Origin of the sequence: Burkholderia sp. WAC0059 (assembly GCF_002870125.1) — a bacterium.
Taxonomy (GTDB): Bacteria; Pseudomonadota; Gammaproteobacteria; order Burkholderiales; family Burkholderiaceae; genus Paraburkholderia.
In genome coordinates this window covers 63292-81524 of the sequence record NZ_PNEO01000023.1, presented here as the reverse complement: position 1 = coordinate 81524, position 18233 = coordinate 63292, and the positions used below count along the sequence as shown (strand labels likewise).

16 protein-coding genes are annotated in these 18233 nt (G+C 59.9%); 2 read left to right on the top strand and 14 right to left on the bottom strand.

The window, feature by feature from the left end; all coding sequences use genetic code 11:
- Position 1 precedes the first annotated feature (1 nt).
- The 13 genes from rfbH to CY652_RS20660 form a co-directional block, all read right to left on the bottom strand.
- Positions 2-1345 (bottom strand): lipopolysaccharide biosynthesis protein RfbH, encoded by a 1344-nt coding sequence (rfbH, locus tag CY652_RS20720; RefSeq protein ID WP_102132595.1) that lies wholly within the window; start codon positions 1343-1345, stop codon positions 2-4.
- Between the two features lie 35 nt (positions 1346-1380).
- Positions 1381-2475 carry a CDP-glucose 4,6-dehydratase gene (gene rfbG, locus CY652_RS20715; protein WP_102132594.1) on the bottom strand — a complete coding sequence of 365 codons (1095 nt, stop codon included), beginning with the start codon at positions 2473-2475 and terminating at the stop codon, positions 1381-1383.
- Positions 2472-3239 carry a glucose-1-phosphate cytidylyltransferase gene (gene rfbF, locus CY652_RS20710; RefSeq protein ID WP_102132593.1) on the bottom strand — a complete coding sequence of 256 codons (768 nt, stop codon included), beginning with the start codon at positions 3237-3239 and terminating at the stop codon, positions 2472-2474. The genes rfbG and rfbF overlap by 4 nt, the downstream gene beginning before the upstream one ends.
- A 671-nt stretch (positions 3240-3910) precedes the next feature.
- Positions 3911-4516: a D-sedoheptulose-7-phosphate isomerase gene (locus CY652_RS20705; RefSeq protein WP_102132592.1), complete on the bottom strand. Its 606-nt coding sequence runs from the start codon at positions 4514-4516 to the stop codon at positions 3911-3913.
- Positions 4517-4981: 465 nt separating this feature from the next.
- On the bottom strand, positions 4982-6025 hold the full coding sequence (locus CY652_RS20700) for a glycosyltransferase family 2 protein (protein WP_102132591.1): 1044 nt from the start codon (positions 6023-6025) through the stop codon (positions 4982-4984).
- Positions 6026-6096: 71 nt separating this feature from the next.
- Positions 6097-6633: a D-glycero-alpha-D-manno-heptose-1,7-bisphosphate 7-phosphatase gene (locus CY652_RS20695; protein WP_102132590.1), complete on the bottom strand. Its 537-nt coding sequence runs from the start codon at positions 6631-6633 to the stop codon at positions 6097-6099.
- A gap of 67 nt (positions 6634-6700) precedes the next feature.
- Positions 6701-7534: a glycosyltransferase family 2 protein gene (locus tag CY652_RS20690; RefSeq protein WP_102132589.1), complete on the bottom strand. Its 834-nt coding sequence runs from the start codon at positions 7532-7534 to the stop codon at positions 6701-6703.
- Positions 7531-9459: a polysaccharide biosynthesis protein gene (locus CY652_RS20685; protein ID WP_102132608.1), complete on the bottom strand. Its 1929-nt coding sequence runs from the start codon at positions 9457-9459 to the stop codon at positions 7531-7533. Before CY652_RS20685 ends, CY652_RS20690 begins: the two co-directional genes overlap by 4 nt.
- Positions 9452-10522, bottom strand: coding sequence for an MraY family glycosyltransferase (locus tag CY652_RS20680; protein ID WP_102132588.1), 1071 nt, complete (start codon positions 10520-10522; stop codon positions 9452-9454). Before CY652_RS20680 ends, CY652_RS20685 begins: the two co-directional genes overlap by 8 nt.
- 7 nt (positions 10523-10529) lie before the next feature.
- Positions 10530-11507: a UDP-glucose 4-epimerase family protein gene (locus tag CY652_RS20675; RefSeq protein ID WP_102132607.1), complete on the bottom strand. Its 978-nt coding sequence runs from the start codon at positions 11505-11507 to the stop codon at positions 10530-10532.
- 40 nt (positions 11508-11547) lie between these two features.
- On the bottom strand, positions 11548-12579 hold the full coding sequence (galE, locus tag CY652_RS20670) for a UDP-glucose 4-epimerase GalE (protein WP_102132587.1): 1032 nt from the start codon (positions 12577-12579) through the stop codon (positions 11548-11550).
- Between the two features lie 42 nt (positions 12580-12621).
- The gene (locus CY652_RS20665) at positions 12622-13791 is read right to left on the bottom strand and encodes a glycosyltransferase family 4 protein (RefSeq protein ID WP_180970705.1); all 1170 of its coding nucleotides are present in this window, start codon (positions 13789-13791) and stop codon (positions 12622-12624) included.
- Positions 13792-14100: 309 nt separating this feature from the next.
- A complete protein-coding gene (locus CY652_RS20660) occupies positions 14101-14790 on the bottom strand; it encodes a helix-turn-helix transcriptional regulator (protein WP_146010165.1) in 690 nt (229 codons plus the stop codon).
- A 698-nt stretch (positions 14791-15488) separates the two neighbouring features.
- On the opposite strand from CY652_RS20660, the gene CY652_RS20655 reads away from it, so the two are divergent.
- Positions 15489-16055, top strand: a complete 567-nt coding sequence (locus CY652_RS20655; RefSeq protein ID WP_102132584.1) for a recombinase family protein — start codon at positions 15489-15491, stop codon at positions 16053-16055.
- Positions 16056-16085: 30 nt separating this feature from the next.
- Here CY652_RS20655 and CY652_RS20650 read toward each other — a convergent pair whose 3' ends face one another.
- Positions 16086-16640: a recombinase family protein gene (locus CY652_RS20650; RefSeq protein WP_102132583.1), complete on the bottom strand. Its 555-nt coding sequence runs from the start codon at positions 16638-16640 to the stop codon at positions 16086-16088.
- Positions 16641-16834: 194 nt separating this feature from the next.
- On the opposite strand from CY652_RS20650, the gene CY652_RS20645 reads away from it, so the two are divergent.
- On the top strand, positions 16835-18007 hold the full coding sequence (locus CY652_RS20645) for an EAL domain-containing protein (protein WP_102132582.1): 1173 nt from the start codon (positions 16835-16837) through the stop codon (positions 18005-18007).
- Positions 18008-18233 lie beyond the last annotated feature (226 nt).

Genomic DNA, 18233 nt, shown 5'->3' with positions numbered 1-18233 from the left:
TTCAGAATCCGACACCGAGATACTGCTCGATCTTGCTTGCCGTATATTCGAGGTGTTCTGCCGTGAGCCCCGGGTAAATGCCGAGCCAGAAGGTCTGGTTCATAACGATGTCGCTATTGGTCAGGTCGCCAACAACGCGATAGTTACGGCCCAGCATGTAGGGTTGACGAGTCAGATTGCCGGCGAACAACAGACGCGTGCCGATCCGGTTTTGATCGAGGTACGTGAGTAGATCAACGCGGGTAACGGGAGCGTTGTCCTTCAGCGTGATAGGGAACCCGAACCAGGACGGGTCCGAGTTCGGCGTGGCGTGAGGCAGCAGCAGGAACTCTTCGCAGCCCGCCAGACGATTCCTGAGGAAATCGAAGTTGGCGCGGCGTTTTGCGATGAAGTCGTCAATGCGATCGAGCTGGGACAGCGCACACGCAGCCTGCATGTCGGTAATCTTCAGGTTGTAGCCGAGATGCGAGTACGTATATTTGTGATCGTATCCTTCCGGCAGATTACCGAGCTTCCAGCAGAAGCGTTTACCGCAGGTGTTGTCCTTTCCGGGGGCGCAATAACAGTCACGGCCCCAGTCACGGAACGATTCCGCGATCATTTTCAACTCGGTATTGTTCGTAAATACGGCGCCGCCTTCGCCCATCGTGATGTGGTGCGCAGGGTAAAAGCTCAGCGTGCCGATGTCGCCGAACGTGCCGACCTTTTGTCCGTTGTAGGTCGCACCGAGCGCATCGCAGCAGTCTTCGACGAGCCACAGATTATGGCGTTCGCAGATGTCCTTGATGATGCCGAGATTGTACGGATTGCCGAGCGTATGGGCCAGCATGATGGCCTTCGTTTTACTGGAGAGCGCGGCTTCTATTTTCGATGCGTCGATATTGTACGTTCCGAGCTCTACGTCTACGAACACCGGCACGGCGCCGAACTGGAGAATCGGGTTGACGGTCGTCGGAAAACCGGCGGCCACTCCGATGACTTCGTCTCCAGGGCGAATTGCGCGATCCCCCAGTTTGGGCGACGTCAACGCACTGAACGCGACGAGATTTGCCGAAGAACCGGAGTTGACGGTGATGAGATGCTGCACGCCGAGATATTGGGCGAGACGCTTTTCGAATGCGTCGTTGAATCGTCCCGTGGTTAGCCAACCGTCCAGCGATGCTTCCACCATATTGCGCAGCTCGGGCGCGCCGATGACTTTACCCGATGGCGGAACGACGGTTTCGCCTGGAACGAACGGCCTATCTGCATAGGCGAGCGCTGCAAATTCGTCGACTAGCGCGGCAATTTTTTTACGCAACTCGGCTTGTGCGAGTTTGCTGGAGTCAAGAGTATCGTTAGCCATATCGGAAACCTTTGCCGAAATCGTCGGTTACTGTGTTATGCCTGATGCGTCGTCGCTGAGTACTGCCCGATCTGCTCGAGGGAAAACTGCCGCATGTCGTTATCGCAGGCTTTTTCGCGGTGCCATGCGACGGTTGCCTGGATGGCCGTTGGTAAATTCCACTTCGGCGTCCAGCCCAGTTGCTGCTTTGCCTTGGAGCAGTCCAGCTTTAGAAAGTTGGCTTCGTGGGGCTGTTCTGCGCCGTCCTGCTGCCAACGCGCTTTGTCGCCCCATTTTTCGATAACGAGTTCGACGACATCCCGCACGCTGCGCGCATCGTCGTCGCCCGGACCGAAATTCCAGCCGCCATTGAATGCAGTGCCCTGCGTGGAAAGTGCCTGAGCCAGTACCAGGTAGCCCGACACTGGCTCGAGAACGTGTTGCCACGGGCGGGTTGCGCCGGGATTGCGGATGAGCAGAGGCGCGTTGGCCTGAAAAGCCCTGATCGCGTCGGGGATCAGCCTGTCTTCCGACCAGTCGCCGCCGCCGATTACGTTGCCTGCCCGTCCCGATGCGACGGCCACGCCGTGATCTGCGTAGCGCTCAGCCGGGAAAAAGGATTGCCGGTAAGCGGACGTTACGAGTTCTGCACAGCCCTTGCTGTTACTGTAGGGGTCGTAACCGCCCATTGGCTCGTTTTCGCGGTAACCCCACGGCCATTCGTTGTTCTGGTAACACTTGTCCGACGTCACCATGACCGCGGCGCGTACAGTATCGCATCGACGAATGGCCTCCAGCACGTGTACGGTGCCCATCACGTTGGTTGCATACGTTTCGACAGGCGAAAGGTACGAATAACGGACGAGAGGCTGAGCCGCCATGTGAATCACGATGTCCGGCTTGAAGCCGGACATCGCCGAAGCGAGGTGCTCATAATCGCGGATATCTGCAAAGTGGTTCTGCTCCACTATGCCGCCGACATCAGCCGCTTCGAAGAGATTCGGCTGAGTAGCGGGCTGCAGCGCGTAGCCGGCGACTTTTGCCCCCATGGACGCCAGCCACAACGACGTCCATCCGCCCTTGAAGCCGGTATGGCCGGTCAGGAACACTCGTCTGCCCTGCCAGAACCCCGCATTGACGTCCATTCTCATTCCCAGGTTTTCCACGGGGCCTTTCCGGCAGTCCACAGTTCTTCGAGGTGGTTCTTGTCGCGCAGCGTATCCATGGGCTGCCAGAAGCCATGGTGCAGATAGGCTTGCAGCTGATCGCCCTCTGCCAATGCTTCGAGAGGCTGACGTTCCCATAGCGTTTCGTCCGCCTCGATCAGATCAAGCACCGCCTTATTCAGCACGAAGAAGCCGCCGTTGATCCAGCCGCCGTCGCCGGTCGGCTTTTCGGTGAACGAATGGACCCGCGTACCTTCCATTGCCAGTGCACCGAAGCGTCCCGGCGGCTGAACAGCGGTCATCGTCGCATGCTTGCCGTGGGCGCGGTGAAAAGCGATGAGCTCCGTGATGTTGACCGATCCAACGCCGTCACCATAGGTCATGCAAAAATCGCCGTCGATATATTCCCGTACGCGGCGCAGACGACCGCCAGTTTGCGTGTTTTCTCCCGTATCGACTAGCGTCACGCGCCACGGCTCGGCTTTCTTTTGATGGACCTGGATTGCATTCTTCTCCAGATCTATCGTCACGTCCGACATGTGCAGGAAGTAATTGGCGAAGTATTCCTTAATCAGATATCCTTTATATCCGCAGCAAATAATAAAATCTGTCAAGCCATGGGCTGCATAGATTTTCATAATGTGCCACAAGATAGGCTTCCCGCCGATTTCAATCATCGGTTTGGGGCGGACGGCCGTCTCTTCTGAAATTCGGGTTCCAAGCCCCCCGGCAAGCAAAACGACTTTCATTTAAGTATTGCTCCTTTGGAAATCTCGGTTTCAGTGATCGGATGTCGCTTGATGTGCCGATCAACACAATCTGATGCAGCGGCAGTTGTCGACTATTTCCAGGAGAAATTGCATAAGTTCGAACCAACTGTACCTGTCTTTACTATGGCCGCCCAACTTTGCTCAATACCTGCGAAGGGTTGCGGCCGGAAATGCCTGGCTGTCTCGTCTGATGCCGGGGCATATCCCGGGGTGATTTTTATTTCTGATCCGCTTCGCCGCCTCTCGCAGACATTCGGTTCGATGTCTGTGCATGGTGCCGAGTACCGTGCCTGGTCGAATACCCGAACCGCCGGTTGCTCCGGCATTGGTGATCGCAGCTCTGAGACCGGAGAACATCGACGGAAATAGGAGGCTTGGGCGGGCGAGGTAAGTGGGGCGTGCAACGGCAGTCTCGATCTGCTCTAGACACATCGCGCCATTGTACCGTGGGGGGCTATGCCAGTGAAGGCATGCCAGGATCGCCGGCCTCGTTTTCACCTGGAGCCCATGCCTGCGCGGCGTTAAATAATGGGGCTCCATGGCGGCATTTACCTGTACGTGGCATGGGCGAAACCTTCAGCATGGCAAAAAGCCTTGTCGCGGGGTACGTGGTTGCTGGACGGGCCGGCTACAGATGAGATGCCTACCGGTCAGCTTTCTTCCGACGGGAAAAGTGCCGATTCGACGGATTCGCAGATGCTGTGTGCCAGCAAGATGTGAAGCTCCTGGATCGTGCTGGTCCGGTCGCCTGGGGCAATTAATGCGTAGTCGGCGAGCTCAGCGGCCGGGCCTCCGTCAAAACCCGTAAATACGATTGATTTGGCTCCGACCCGCTTGCAGGCTTCAAGCGCAGACAGGATGTTTTTCGACTTCCCGGAGGTCGTGATGCCGAGGAAGACGTCGTTGGCTCCCAGCTTTGCAATCAGTTGTCGGGAGAACACGTGCTCGTAGCCGTAGTCGTTGCCGATGGCGGTGAGGATAGAGCTGTCTGTCGTCAGCGCTTCTGCCGGCAGGGGATTACGGTCTCTGGCAAGCTTGCTGACGAACTCTGCTGCCAGATGCTGCGCGTCAGCGGCTGATCCCCCATTGCCTGCGATATAAAGCCGACCTCCAGCCTTGTAACGGTCGATTACATGTGACGTTGCACTTGCGAAAACCTCAAGGAGGGATCGGTCGTTGAGTAACGTTTCCTGAGCCTTGATGGATTGAGTAATGTTGGTTTGCAGGATGGTGGAGGAGGGGCTGGTACTCGGCATGAAATCTGGCTATCTATTGATTAGTGTCGATTTAAAGTCCGCATCGACTATGATGGCGCTTGTTGTTGCGATTTAGGGCCGCGATCGGCGCGAAGCGCGCGTGCGCCTCGCCCAGCCGCTGATTGTACGGCTTCGATTCTTCGCGGTATACCGTTGCCTTCCATGCTTCCCGTGTTATATGCCGTCCGGAGCTGACTGCCTGCAGGGCAACGTGGATATTTCTATAGAAACAAGGCGATCATTATACTGTGTGCCCGGTAGTGCGGACGCGCTCGCTATTCTTCGAATTGTAAAGAAGTGCAACGTATGTCGGCTCATGAGGAGGCTAACGGCCGGCATCGTGTTGCATTACGATCCGGATGCGGTCGGCGAGCGCTTTTCCACAGAGGGGCGGTGAAGGGGGGGCAGGCGACCGGCGGTGTTCTCGGCGTGCGCCCAGCGCTGCGGGTACGCTAGTGGATTCTCTCAATACCGCCTTCTCATCGTCGAGAGTCGATGCATTGCAAAATACCATCCACGTCGCAATTCGCCGTTGTAAGCTCGTCCGATGAGCGCTGCACCGAGACCCCATAGCACGGCGAGGCTTCGCGGTAACAGGATGATTGGCGCGCAAAAGAAATAGAACGTCTTTCGTCCTCCAAACTGGGCTTTGAAGCGACGAAACGTGACATCGCTATCACCCTTCCTCAAGAGGCGTTGCCTCAATAAATTGAAGGGGTAGTAACTGACCAGCATCTTGTTACCGAGTATATCCGTGGCCGAGCGCGGAAAGCCCTGAGCTTCGTATGACCTCAGGATTGAAAATAACTTTTCGACAAATACCTCGGAAAAATCATATCCATCCGAATTTGCCCGTTTGCATGCGAGTGTGTAGCCCTGGACGTAGGCGTTGATACGAGCTCGCACGAGCGACAGGATGACAAGGTGGACCTGAACGAGATTGCTCCCGCAAAATTTGCTGGCGTCGGTTTCTTTCTGAAGATCCTTGTTGATGATGCAGGCGGATACGAATGTGATGAGCGGGCCGACTTCACTGATGAAGTTCAACACGTTGCTGAAGTAACGTTGTCCGTTTGGGCCGGCAGGGCATTCTTTGACGAAATCCCGCTCGTATCCGTAGGATTTCAGGCAGACGACGCCATATTCGTTTTTATCGAGCAGTTCGACCACCTCCTGAAGTTTTCCAGGAAGATAAAGGTCGTCGTCGCCAAGAATCTGTACGTAGCGACCTCGCGCCATGTTGAAACACATCGCTATGTTTGCATCGGACCCAATGTTGGTCTCGTTGCGTATAGAGCGTATCTCGAGCCCCTGCTGACGGAACGTGTCGACGACTGACCCGGTGTGGTCGCAAGAGCAGTTGTCCGCGACGAGCAATTCTACCGTTTCGTTCGAAAACAGCGCTTTATCCGGGATGAATTGGCGCAGGCAGAGTTCGAGATATTGGGCTCGATTGAATGTGGGTATTGCGATCGTCAAAAGAGGGCGATCGGAGGGGGCGGTTTTCATTCTCGATACGACCGTTGACGTGTCCACACGTTCTCTGACTGACGAAGAAGGGCCAATAGTTTAGTCACAGATTATTTCTGTACCGGGTGGAGATAGTGGATCGTATCAAGCGGGGACGCAATCCGGACTTCAGGCTGATAGTCCGTCTCGTCCCCGACATACAATAGCGTACCGATGCCTGCCGCACGTCCGGCCTCCATGTCCGTCTTTTTGTCGCCCACCAGAATCGATTGACCGGGATCTATTCCGTAATCGAGGATGGCCTGCAATAACAGACCGGGGGCCGGTTTGCGGCATGTGCATGCCTGCCGATATTCCCCAAGGCCATGGTCGGGATGATGCGGGCAGAAATAGACTTTCTCGATAGGCCCGCCCGCATCTCTGAATTTTTGAAGTACCCAGTCCATGAGTCTCGAAAAATCTCGTTCCGTGTAAAAACCCCGACCAATACCTGCCTGGTTCGTAACTATAAATACCTTGTATTGACATTGATTAGCCCATGCCGCTAATTCGAGAATCCCGGGGATAAATTCGAATTCGTCCTTCCGATGGACATATCCGGTGTCGACGTTGATTACGCCGTCTCTGTCAAGAAATAGAGCGCGCATCCTGGTCGTGTCCTATGGGGCCGATTTTGGGGGATATCCTTGTTTCAATCATGAATGAGAGCGAGCGTTAACTCCAGCGCCATCCAAAGCGATTGTAGAAGCGGAACGCCGATGCAGCAAACATTCGAATATGGGCGAAACCTTTGCGCGCCGCACCGCCTCCATAATGCCGGACACGAACGGTCGGCACGTACGCGATTCGGGCGACGTCATGCATTCGGAGACTCAGGTCGTAATCTTCGAAATACAAAAAGTATCGAGGATCGAAGCCCTTGATGCGACGTAGCTTGCTCGTCCGAAACAGCATGAAACATCCACTTGCGATCGGTGGGTCCCAGAGCATTTCATGTTCGTCAATGCGGTCACGCATTTCGTAGCGGGCAAGGCGCTCGGCAAATATGCGGCGGATCCGGGATGGTGCGAAACCGCGCACGAGTAAATCGACCACCGTAGGATACCGGCGGCAGAGGTATTGCATATGTCCGCTGTAGTCGTCGACTCTCGGAGTCAGCAGTCCGATTTCCGGGTAGGTTTCCAGTGTGTCGAGCGCAACGTCGAGCGCGTCCTGGGCCAAGTCGATATCAGGGTTTAGGACGAGATGGTAGCGACTTGATATGTGTTCGATGGCCAGGTTATGGCCTCGCCCATATCCGATATTTCCCTGACCGGACAGGATTGTGCATTTGACACCGTTGTTCTTCAAGCTATCGAGCGTTTCCCGTACGTCGGGAAGTCCACCGTTATCGATTAGATACAGCGAACATGAAGGCCTGCGCTGCGCAGACAATGCATCACGCAGGCTGGATAGCGTGCGTGAAAGTTGGGCTGGGTCGGATCTGTAAACAACGATGGAGACGGAAAGCACGTCATGGTCGGCCCCCTGTACGTCTGGGCTGCTCATATGCCTGTTTTGATATGGTCGTGAGCGATGTGGCTTGAGGCATTCGAGGGCGACGTATTGGGCAGGTCGGGCACGCTTTTCAACTCCGTCTTGAGCATTGCCTGATATTCGGGCACCCACCTGTGCAAGTCTCGTCGTACTTCGTCGTCGGACGGGATGCGTCGCTGCGTCAACCAGGGCAGTACCTCCTCCAACAGTCTCCCAGAGGCCTCGCGTGCGTTGGCCACCCGCAATTTAGGATGTAGGGTTCGGGTGGTCGTTTCGTCATCTGCAAGCAGTTCTTCGTAGAGTTTTTCTCCCGGCCGAAGCCCGGTGAAAACAATCTGTATCTGCTCTTCGCTGCACCCGTAAAGCCGGATTAAGTCCTGCGCCAGATCGACGATCTTCACCGGCTCGCCCATGTCGAGAATGAAAATCTCGCCGCCGTTCCCCATGCTCGACGCCTGCAACACCAATTGCGCCGCTTCCGGAATCGTCATGAAAAATCGCGTGATTTCCGGATGGGTCACTGTCACGGGGCCGCCTTTCGCGATCTGCTGCTGGAACTTCGGGATCACGCTGCCCGCGCTGCCGAGCACGTTGCCGAAGCGTACGGTCTCGAACCGCGTCTGCCGGCTTTCGCGCTGGAATGCCTGACATACCATCTCGGCAAGGCGCTTGCTTGCCCCCATCACGTTCGTCGGATTCACCGCCTTGTCGGTCGAGATCAGTACGAAGCGTCTCACTCCGTGCTTTATTGCGGCCTGGCTAACGCGATACGTGCCGAGCACGTTGTTGCGAATCGCCTGCCACGTATTGCCTTCCTCCATTAGCGGCACGTGCTTGTATGCGGCTGCATGAAACAGGATATACGGCGTATGCCGTGCGATTACCTGGTCGATCAGCAACGTGTCTTTCACGTCTCCCACGATCGCGACGAGCGCCTGCTCAGGAAAGCGCTCGCGCATTTCCTCGGTCAGCGTATACATGGCGTATTCCGACTGGTCGACCACGATTAGCTGCGCAGGCGCGAAACGCATGATTTGCCGGCACAGCTCGGAGCCGATCGAGCCGCCCGCGCCGGTCACCATCACGACGCGATCACGCAGCAGCTTCTCGACGTGATTGGTATCGATCCTCACTATGTCACGGCCGAGCAGGTCTTCGAGGTCTATATGGCGGATCTGGGACAGGAATCCCTGCCCCTGGGCAAGATCGACGAGCGAGGGCAGCATTAGCGCTTTCACGCCGGCTCGCACACAGATCGTTGCGGCGTGCCGGCGCGTTTCGACGCTTGCCGACGGAATTGCGATGATCGCGCTATCGCACCTGAGTTGCTGCGCCCAGTGCTCGAGCTCGCTGATCGGCCCGTACACTTTGTAGCCGTACAGTTCACGGCCCTGCTTGGCTGGGTCGTCATCGAGCAGGCCGACAAGACGCCATTCGCCGGAGCGCGACAACTCGCGAGCGAGGCTTGCGCCCGCGCCGCCCGCGCCAAGCACGATTACAGGCTTGCCCTGGCCGACGAGACCGCCGTACAGGTAGAACTCCTTGGCTGCCCGATACGCTGCCCGTGAGCCGCCCATCGCGAGAAACAGCAGCAACGGCGATACGATGAGCACCGAGCGCGGCACGACCGGCGCCGGCTGCACCATCACCGCGGCGACCATCGCGACCAGCGCGCCGGATACGACAGCCTTCGAAATACGCAACAGGTCGGGCAAGCTCGCGAACACCCACATGCCGCGATACAGGCCGAATACGCGGAACATCACGGCGTAGATCGGCAGTACCCATGCGAGCGCTTTCAGTCCACTTTCCCAGAACTCGGCGGGAACGGCCGCGTTGAAGCGGATGACGTAAGCGATCAGCCACGCAGCCGCCGCAGCGCAGATGTCGAACATTAATGCACTGATGGATAGCCAGGTGGATTTATTTCTAAACATCCGCATCAGCCTTGAATTGCCTGTTGTCTGCTTGATCGTTGGGTGAGGATGGTTGAAATCGATTCCATCGCCGGTCAACCGCTATGCCCATCAGGACGAGCGCAGCGCTCCATGCTGCAACTATGCCCCATTGTACGGTGCGCGAGCGATCCAGCGTCCAAAGGGAGACCATTACGCCCATAAGCATTACCACATACCACGTCAGCGCAGTTTCTACGTGGCTCATGCCGGACCGGATCATCCGCTGGTAATAATGTTCGCGGTGCGCTTGCCAGAACTTTTCTCCGCGCAGCAGGCGTTTCGCGAGCGTGACCGAAGCGTCAGCGATGAACGGTGCGAACACGAATGCGGGGAACCATACTGGCCAGGCGTTGCCGTGCCAGCCCCAGTAACCCAGCGCACCGGCGAGAAAGCCGAGCGGGATCGATCCGGCATCACCAAGAAAGACGTATGCCGGTTTGAAATTGAATATGAGGAACCCAGCGGCCGCGGCGGCGGCAGCCGCGCTTGCGTAGCCCAGGTCCGGGATCGGCCGGGCGGTATGCAGGGCGGCGACCGCGTATGCGCTGAAGCCGAACAGCGCCATGCCGCCAGCAAGGCCGTTCGCGCCGTCCATGAAGTTGTACAGATTCACGAGCCACAGCATCAGGAACGCGACGAGTCCGAGTACCCACCACGGCGCGGGGACCGGATACGAGACCACAAGCGTCACGACTGCGGCCAGGTGCACGGCGAAACGTACACGGGCAGGTAGTCCTCGACGGTCGTCGATCTGCGACACCGCGGCGAGCACGAGCATGCCTGCTGCAACGAGCCAAAGCGACGGCGCGACGAGTGCGATCGCAAGCGACGTGGCGGGCACGATGCCCCAGCCCCCGACGCGCGGCGTCGGCCGCGCGTGTAGCGAGCGGTGGTTTGGGACATCGGTTGCGAGTCGCCATGCGAGGCCTGTCTTCAGCAACGTCACAAGGATCAAAGCGCAGACGAGCGCGGTTGCAACCGCGCACAGTCCGGCGATGTATCTGAACGGCAGTGCGGCGATGGCGGGCAGGTGAGTCAACATCGGCGATTCAACGTGAAGGGACGGGCTGCTGCCAGCGCCCAGAATACCAGCGCGCGGTTTCGCGCAGTCCGTCCGCAAACGCAATGGGGGCACGCCAATCGAGTTGTCGCCGCAGATGGGCGGTGTCGACTCGCAGGTTGCCGGTCAGCCGGTCGATCTGTTTAGTTTTTCCCGCGATCAGTGCGAGCGTGCGCAGCCATGCCGCAGGTACCGGAATCAGACGCGCGGGCCGGCCGAGTGCAGCACCAACGGCGGTCAACAACTCAGACACGGTCGGCGAGTGGTCGTCGGCGACATGGAAGCATTGGTTCGCGGCACGCGGATCGATCGCGCAATGCGACAGCGCATCGGCGAGATTGTCGATATACACCATGCTGCGCTGGGCCGTGACCGCGCCGAGCGGCAGCGGAAGCCCACGGTGTACGGCGTCGAGCATCCGCAGGAAGTTCGCACGTACGTGAGGACCGTACACGAGAGGCGGCCGCACGATAGTCACGTCGAGTCCGGTCGTTGCGTGCAACTGCCACAGCGAGCGTTCTGCCGCGAGCTTCGAGCGACCATACGCGTCCTGAGGCTGTGGCGTGTCCTGTTCGTTGAGCGGATGACCGTGATCGGTGTCCGCCACGGCTTTGATACTGCTCGCGAACACAAAGCGGCTCACGCCGTGCTGCAACGCGGCGCGCGCGACACGCAGCGTGCCGTCGACGTTCGTCCGATGAAACGCAGCGTCTGGCCCGACTGCGTTGTCGCGCATGACGTGCACGCGCGCAGCCAGATGCACGATGCAGTCTGGCCGCAGGGTGGCCGGCCACGTATCCGCGACGCGGGCATAATCTTCGGACGTGTCGACCCATTCGACGACGCCGTCGACACAGCCGCCCGGCGTGCGCACCAACGCGGTTACCGCATGGCCGCGGGCAATCAGCAGGCGGCATAGCGCCTGGCCGACAAAGCCGTTCGCACCAGTAACGAGTATCTTGCTCATGGCTGCTTCGGTGACGAGCGTGTCGGGCTCGAGGCCTGGATCATTCAAACCCCCCCGGATTCCTCTCCTGCCACCGCCAGTGATCGGCGCACATCCGCTCGATGCCGAATTGCGCTTGCCACCCGAGCAGCTTTTCTGCAGCAGCCGGATTCGCATAGCACTGCGCCACGTCGCCGGCCCGTCTGGCGACGATCTCGTGGGGCACCTTGCGTCCCGAAGCCGTCTCGAACGCGCGAATCACTTCCAGCACGCTGTAGCCGCGTCCCGTGCCCAGATTCACCGTGAGCCCGGCATCGTGCGCGACGAGCGCGTCGAGCGCCGCGAGATGTCCGCGCGCGAGGTCGACCACGTGGATGTAGTCGCGCACGCCGGTGCCGTCCGGCGTGTCGTAATCGCCGCCGAACACGCGCAGTTTTTCGAGCTTGCCCACGGCGACCTGCGCGACGTAGGGCATCAGATTGTTCGGGATGCCGGCCGGGTCCTCGCCGATCAGCCCGCTTTCGTGCGCCCCGACCGGGTTGAAGTAGCGCAGGATCGCGATGCGCCAGGCGGGATCGGCCGTTTCGAGGTCGCGCAGGATCTGCTCGGACATCAGTTTCGTCTGACCATAGGGGTTCGTGGCCGAGAGCGGGAACGACTCGTCGATGGGCGAGCTTTTTGGCACGCCGTAGACGGTGGCCGACGAGCTGAAGACGAACTGCCGGGCGCCGCGCGCGCGCATGGTTTCGAGCAGCGTGAGCAGGCCGTCCAGATTGTTGCGGTAGTACTCGAGGGGCTTCGCGACCGATTCCCCGACAGCCTTGAGCGCCGCGAAATGGATCGCACCGGTAATCGGATGCGCGTCGAAGACGCGTTGCAGCGCGGCGGCGTCGCGCACGTCGATCTCATGGAAGGCGACGGGTTTGCCGGCGATCTGCACGACGCGATCGAGCGAGGCACGGCTGCTGTTCGAGAGGTTGTCGACGACGACGACGTCGTAGCCGCCGCCGAGCAGTTCTACACAGGTATGCGAACCAATGTAGCCGGCACCGCCGGTGACGAGGATCGTGCCTTTCGGGGGCGTCGCAGTCATGATGTCGAGTCCTGTATTCTGGTGGTGCAAACGGGGTTTGGGTCAGAACGTCAGGCCGGCGAGCTCGCGGATGAGTTCCCGATAACGTTGTATCACATTGTATTCGTCGAATTCCGCCGCGACTTTCCGGCGGCCGCGCTCGCCCATTTCCCGGCGCTCCGCGGCATCCGTTTCGAGCATCTGCGCAAGGCTTTTTTCCAGGGAATCGGCACTGCGCGCCTCGCAGAGCAGCCCGTTCGAGCCGTGTTCGACCACCTCGCGGCAGCCGGGCACGTCGGTCGCGACGACGGGGCGGCCCATCGCGCAGGCTTCCATGAGCGTGCGCGGCACGCCCTCGCGGTAGGACGGCAGCACCACGCAGTCGGCGTCGGCGATGAACGGCCTCACGTCCTGCGTTTCTCCCAGATAGTCGATGACGCCCTCGCGCTCCCAGGCAGCCACCTCGTCGCGGGAAATCGCGCTCGGGTTGTCCGCGCCCACGGGGCCGAGCAGGCGAAAGCGCGCGTGCGGGTAGCGCGTGCGCAGCCGGCGCGCGGCCTCGACGTATTCGCCGACGCCTTTGTCCCAGAGCAGGCGGCCGATCAGCACGAAAGAGAACTCCTCGCGCTCGGGTAGCGGCGTGTACGCGAATTGCCCGAGGTCCACGCCTTCGCCGTGCAACAGCCGCGCGCGCTCGGGATGCGCGAGCAGGCGTTCGCTGGCGAAGGCTGCTTCGTCGTCGCGGTTCAGAAACCAGACTTCGCGCGGAAAGCGGAACGCGAATCGATAAAGACGCTTTGCGACCTGCGCCGCGCGGCTCTTCTGGATGAATACGTAGCCGAGCCCGGTCGTGACGGCGACCGACGGCACGCGCGCGAGCGCAGCCGCAATCGATCCGTAGATGTTCGGCTTGATCGTGTAATGGAACACGACGTGAGGCTGGATGGCGCGATAGTGGCGATAGAGCGCCCGGAGCGTGCGCAGGTCGTCGAGCGGGTTCGTGCCTTTCGAGGCGACGGGCAGGTCGATGCAGCGGCAGCCCATTGCGGCGAGCGGCTCGAACGTACGGTCGCGTGGCGCGATGACCGTGACCTCGGCCCCGGCGGCGTTCAGCGCGCGCAGCAGCCCGTGGCGATAGGTGTGGATCGCCCACGCCGTGTTGCAGACGAGGCTGACGCGCAACGGCGGCGTGCCGGCGCGGGACGGAACGGTTGGCGGTGCAGCGGCTTTCACGTGAATGTGATCGGTAACGGGACGGATGCTTGCCGGTTCGACATGAGCGGAGGCGGGTTGCACCGCTGTTTTTTTGAGGCCGGGCGCTGTCTGGCTACCGGTTCGCGCGGCTGGCGGACACGTGCTGCATGCCGGGGTTTTGCCATACGAATTCAAATCTTCCGTAGCGTTCTGGGCGTCGTATTTTAGCCGAGCCTATGGGAAAGCGAACCCGTTGCCGTGGAGGCGAACGGTGCCGGCGTCGAGCGGATTCGAATACCGGCCAGCGCCGGTCCGAATGCCGGGGCATTCCGGACGGGGTGCCCGGCCTTACCGTCGCGGTATCGGCGGCGGCGTGATCCCTGTCACGCTGTCGGTCAACGCTTGCAGTGCCAATGCCGAGGCGACGATCCGCTCGAAGTCCCGCAGATTGCGCGCGCCGGATTTTCTGAGCACCTCGCGGATCTGGTGCCGAACGGTATCCAGCGAAACGCCGCGCGCGTTGGCCACCTCGCTGGCCGTTGCGCCTCCGGTCAGGGCAATCGCGACGAGCCGTTCCGCCCTCGTAAACTCGAATAACCCGGACAGGAGTTCGTTGGTCGGCGTCTGTCTCGTAGAAATGTCCTGCGCGATGACGAGTGCCCAGGGCGGTGCCGGACCGTCGGCCGGATCGAGAAATTCGGGCGGCATGCGCGAGATGGAAAGGGCGAGCGTGGGAGGGAACGCGCTCAGGGTGCCGACGTTCTGGATGCGCAGCCAGCTACCGTGACCATTCCGTATGACGGACTCGATGTGACTTTTCAACGCCAGCGCATCCGCGGGCGATGTGCAGCGCAGCGACAGCAGCCTGTCGCCGCCGTAAGCCGAGCGGACCAGCCGCAAACCGGTCTCGCTGCGCGTGAGCAGGCTTTCGGCCTGTGCGTTCAAATAGCGGACCCGTAAATCAAGGCCGGCACACAGGATACCTACCGGGAGATTATCGAACGCGTGTAATTCCACATCAGACAATAAATACTGCAATTAATGACCTGAGTAACGCGACCGATGCGCAAAACAAGCCGAGTCAGGTCGCGCCTGCTTTTCATGAACGCGGATCGCGACATGAACTCGTAACCGAACCTTGAGAAGATTGTTCCGGCAGCGATCATCCTGAGCGGGGAAAAGCGGGCCGGTGCAAAGCCGGAACAGTCCATTGGGCAATCTGCCATAACGCGGATTCATTCCATCGAACCGTCCGCGGTAAGGGTTCGCACACCACTTCGATACGGGTCTCCTGCCGCGCGCAGTCCGGCCATCCTCGACGGCGGCGGGTTTCGTCATTTTCTGGAATAAACCATAAATCCTTTGTAACAACGGCAATTCGCCAGAAAACTTTATGCCTGGAATTGGCGAATCATGCAGAGTGGAAGATTGCTACGCTTTCCCTCGCTACGTAGCAGGCGCAATGACATTGCCCGACGAGGCCGCGTAAGAACGGGTAACGCGGACGTATTGCTGCACGGAAATATCGCTAAAGCAGCAGGAAATTGCGGCGTGATCATTGCTCTTGATCGTATCTGCCATTACCGGAAGACACGACTGCGTACAGTCCTGGGATTGGAGACCAACCAGCCCGATATAAAACCCGCCTGTCGAGCGTAGTCCGGCAAGCACAGCATGCATGTCCCCTGAGCGGCGCAATTTCGACACAGGTCGCCGGGGCGATATTTCGGGTCAAAATGAAAATAGGTTACGCACGTGTTTCAACCGAGGAACAGAGTCTCGATCTGCAAATCGCCGCCCTGCAGGCGGCAGAGTGCGAACGGATATTTTCGGATGGAGGCATCTCCGGCACACGCTTTGTCCGGCCCGGACTGGAATCGGCGCTCGGCGCGCTCGAATCGGGCGACACGCTTGTCGTCTGGCGTCTCGACCGGCTCGGCCGGTCGTTGCCCAAGCTTGTCCAACTCGTCGACCAGCTCGGCGAGAAACAGATTCATTTTTCCTCGCTAACCGAGTGTATCGACACGACGTCGTCGGGCGGCACGCTCATCTTCCACATCATGGCCGCGCTGGCCCAATTCGAGCGCGCGCTGATCAGCGAACGGACCCGGGCCGGCATGATGGCGGCGAGGGCGCGCGGGCAATCGATCGGCCGCCGGCGCGCCATGACGAGGGAGCAGTGCGACGAGGCGCTGCGCCTGATGACGGACCGTTCCACCGCGCAGGTTGCGCGACAGTTCCAGGTCCATCCGCGAACTCTCCTGCGCAATCTGCGTCGTGAAGGGATCGTCACGCAATCCTGACGATCCCGGTCGCTCCGGCGTTCGGTACGCTTATTGCCGGCTTCTTTCCAGCAGGCGCTGGATCGTTCGCGGGTGGACGCCGAACGACGAGGCGACATCGCCGAGGGGCATGTGCGAAAGCATTTTCAGCGCGTCCTCGGATTGACGTTGCGTCAACGCCGGCCGCCGGCCCGGCACGGCGCCCAGATCCCGGGCCGCCCGCATGCCGGCACGGGTCCGCTCGCTGATCAGCGAGCGCTCGAATTGCGCGAGCGCCGCGAACATATGAAAAACGAGTGTCCCGCTCGGGGAGTTGGTGTTGATCGACTCCGTCAGAGACTCGAACTGCACGCCCTGCAGTTTCATCTGCTCCACCAGTTCCACCAGCTTGTGCAGCGACCGGCCGAGCCGGTCGAGGCGCCAGACCACCAGCGTGTCGCCGGCCGTCAGCCGCCGCAGGGCGGAATCCAGCCCCGGACGGGAAAACTTCACGCCTGATACCCCGTAGTCCTTGAAGAGCAATTCGCAACCCGCGACCTTGAGCGCGGCGATCTGTAGATCCAGGTGCTGGTCCTCGGTTGATACGCGGGCATATCCGATTTTCATGTCGTTCCATCCAGGCAGTCGGCAATACAGGTTTTACGCACCAGAGGTTACAGCCGACCGCATTGACCAACAGGCGCTCGCTCGGGTGTTGACAGAACGGTTCCCTTTTGTCTGGCCAGATTTATCTGTATTCCCGGGTACGAAATCCATGTTTTTCCAGCAGAAATTAGTCACCACCTCTTGTAAACTTCATCGTGACGGAAACGAACCGTTTTGCACCACTTCCGTCGCTTCAGGCCGGCGACGGCAACGACCTTTGCATCGTCGCGAGCATCGTCAATCTTCCCCAGATCGAGATCGTTCACGGCCAGATTTTTTCCCGGCATCTGCTGCGTACCGTTCACGAACGGGCGCGCGCGTTATGCAAGGCCTACGGGGGAACGGCCGCGCTGAGCGGGCCGCATCTTTTGTGCGTCTTCGATACGGACGCGAAGGGGCTTTCTTCGGACCGGGATGTCGCCTTTCCCGTCGCGATCTCCCGCATGCTGGCCTCCATCGGCGACCAGGCCATCGTTTTCGGCCGGGCGACGGCGTTTCCGGTCGTCGAAATTCACGTGGCTTACTGTGACGGCAGACCGCTGGATATCGACAGCGTCGGCTCCTCGCGCGTCATCAGCGGTTTCCCCGGCGGTCAATGGCGCGAACAGTTCGTCGTCGACACGCAGACGGCATCGGAAATTTTCGTGTCGATGGAAAGCGGTCGGCTCGACTTTGCGTTCGAACCCATCTGCTGCGCGGACGGTAGCGGCGCCGTGGTTTGGCGCGAGGCCGTCCTGTGCGAGACCGGAGGATCCGGATCGGGTCCGCGGCAGATCGGTAGCCGGATCGCCTCGCTGGAACGAATCGGCATGGTTCGTCGTCTGGACAGGTGGGTGGCCGAGTCGCTCATGGCCCGGCTGACCGAAGATCCGCAGGCTCGTCTCGGCTGCAACATATCGGCGCAGAGCGCCGTGCTCGACGCCTGGTGGACGTCCGCCATCCATGCCCTGAATGCCGATCCTGCCGTCGCTTCCAGAATGACGGTCGAGATAACGGAAACCTGGTCGATCGAAGATCCGGTGGCCACCCGCGCGTTCTGCCGGGCGCTCAGCGAGAGCGGATGCCGGATCGCGCTCGACGACGTCGATAGCCAGGATGACCACTTGCTAAAAAAAATCGGGGCGGACATCGACATCGTCAAGGTCGACGCATCGGTGATGCTCGATGCCCGATTCAGCGATCACGGAAGGACGCGTCTTGAAGAAATAATTGGTATTGCGAAAGAATATGGCGACGTCGTCGTCGGGGGAATCGAAACGGAGCGGGATGAAGACATTGCGCGCGAATGCGGCGCCACTCACCTTCAGGGGTATCTGTTTGCCCGATGAAAGGACGGCCGGTGATGCCATGCGATGCGCGACCCCGGTCGTCCGCAGTGCAACGTTGCCGACAGAGCTCTTGCGAATGGCCTCGGTCGGCCTTGGCGTACTCATAAAACGACGATAGAGCCGCGATTGCCGAGCCGCGATTCATCGCCTGTCGATGGCGGGGCGGGCCGTCAGTACCGCCCGATCGCGACCCGAAGCCGACAGCCATGACAGAGCCGTTTTGTCG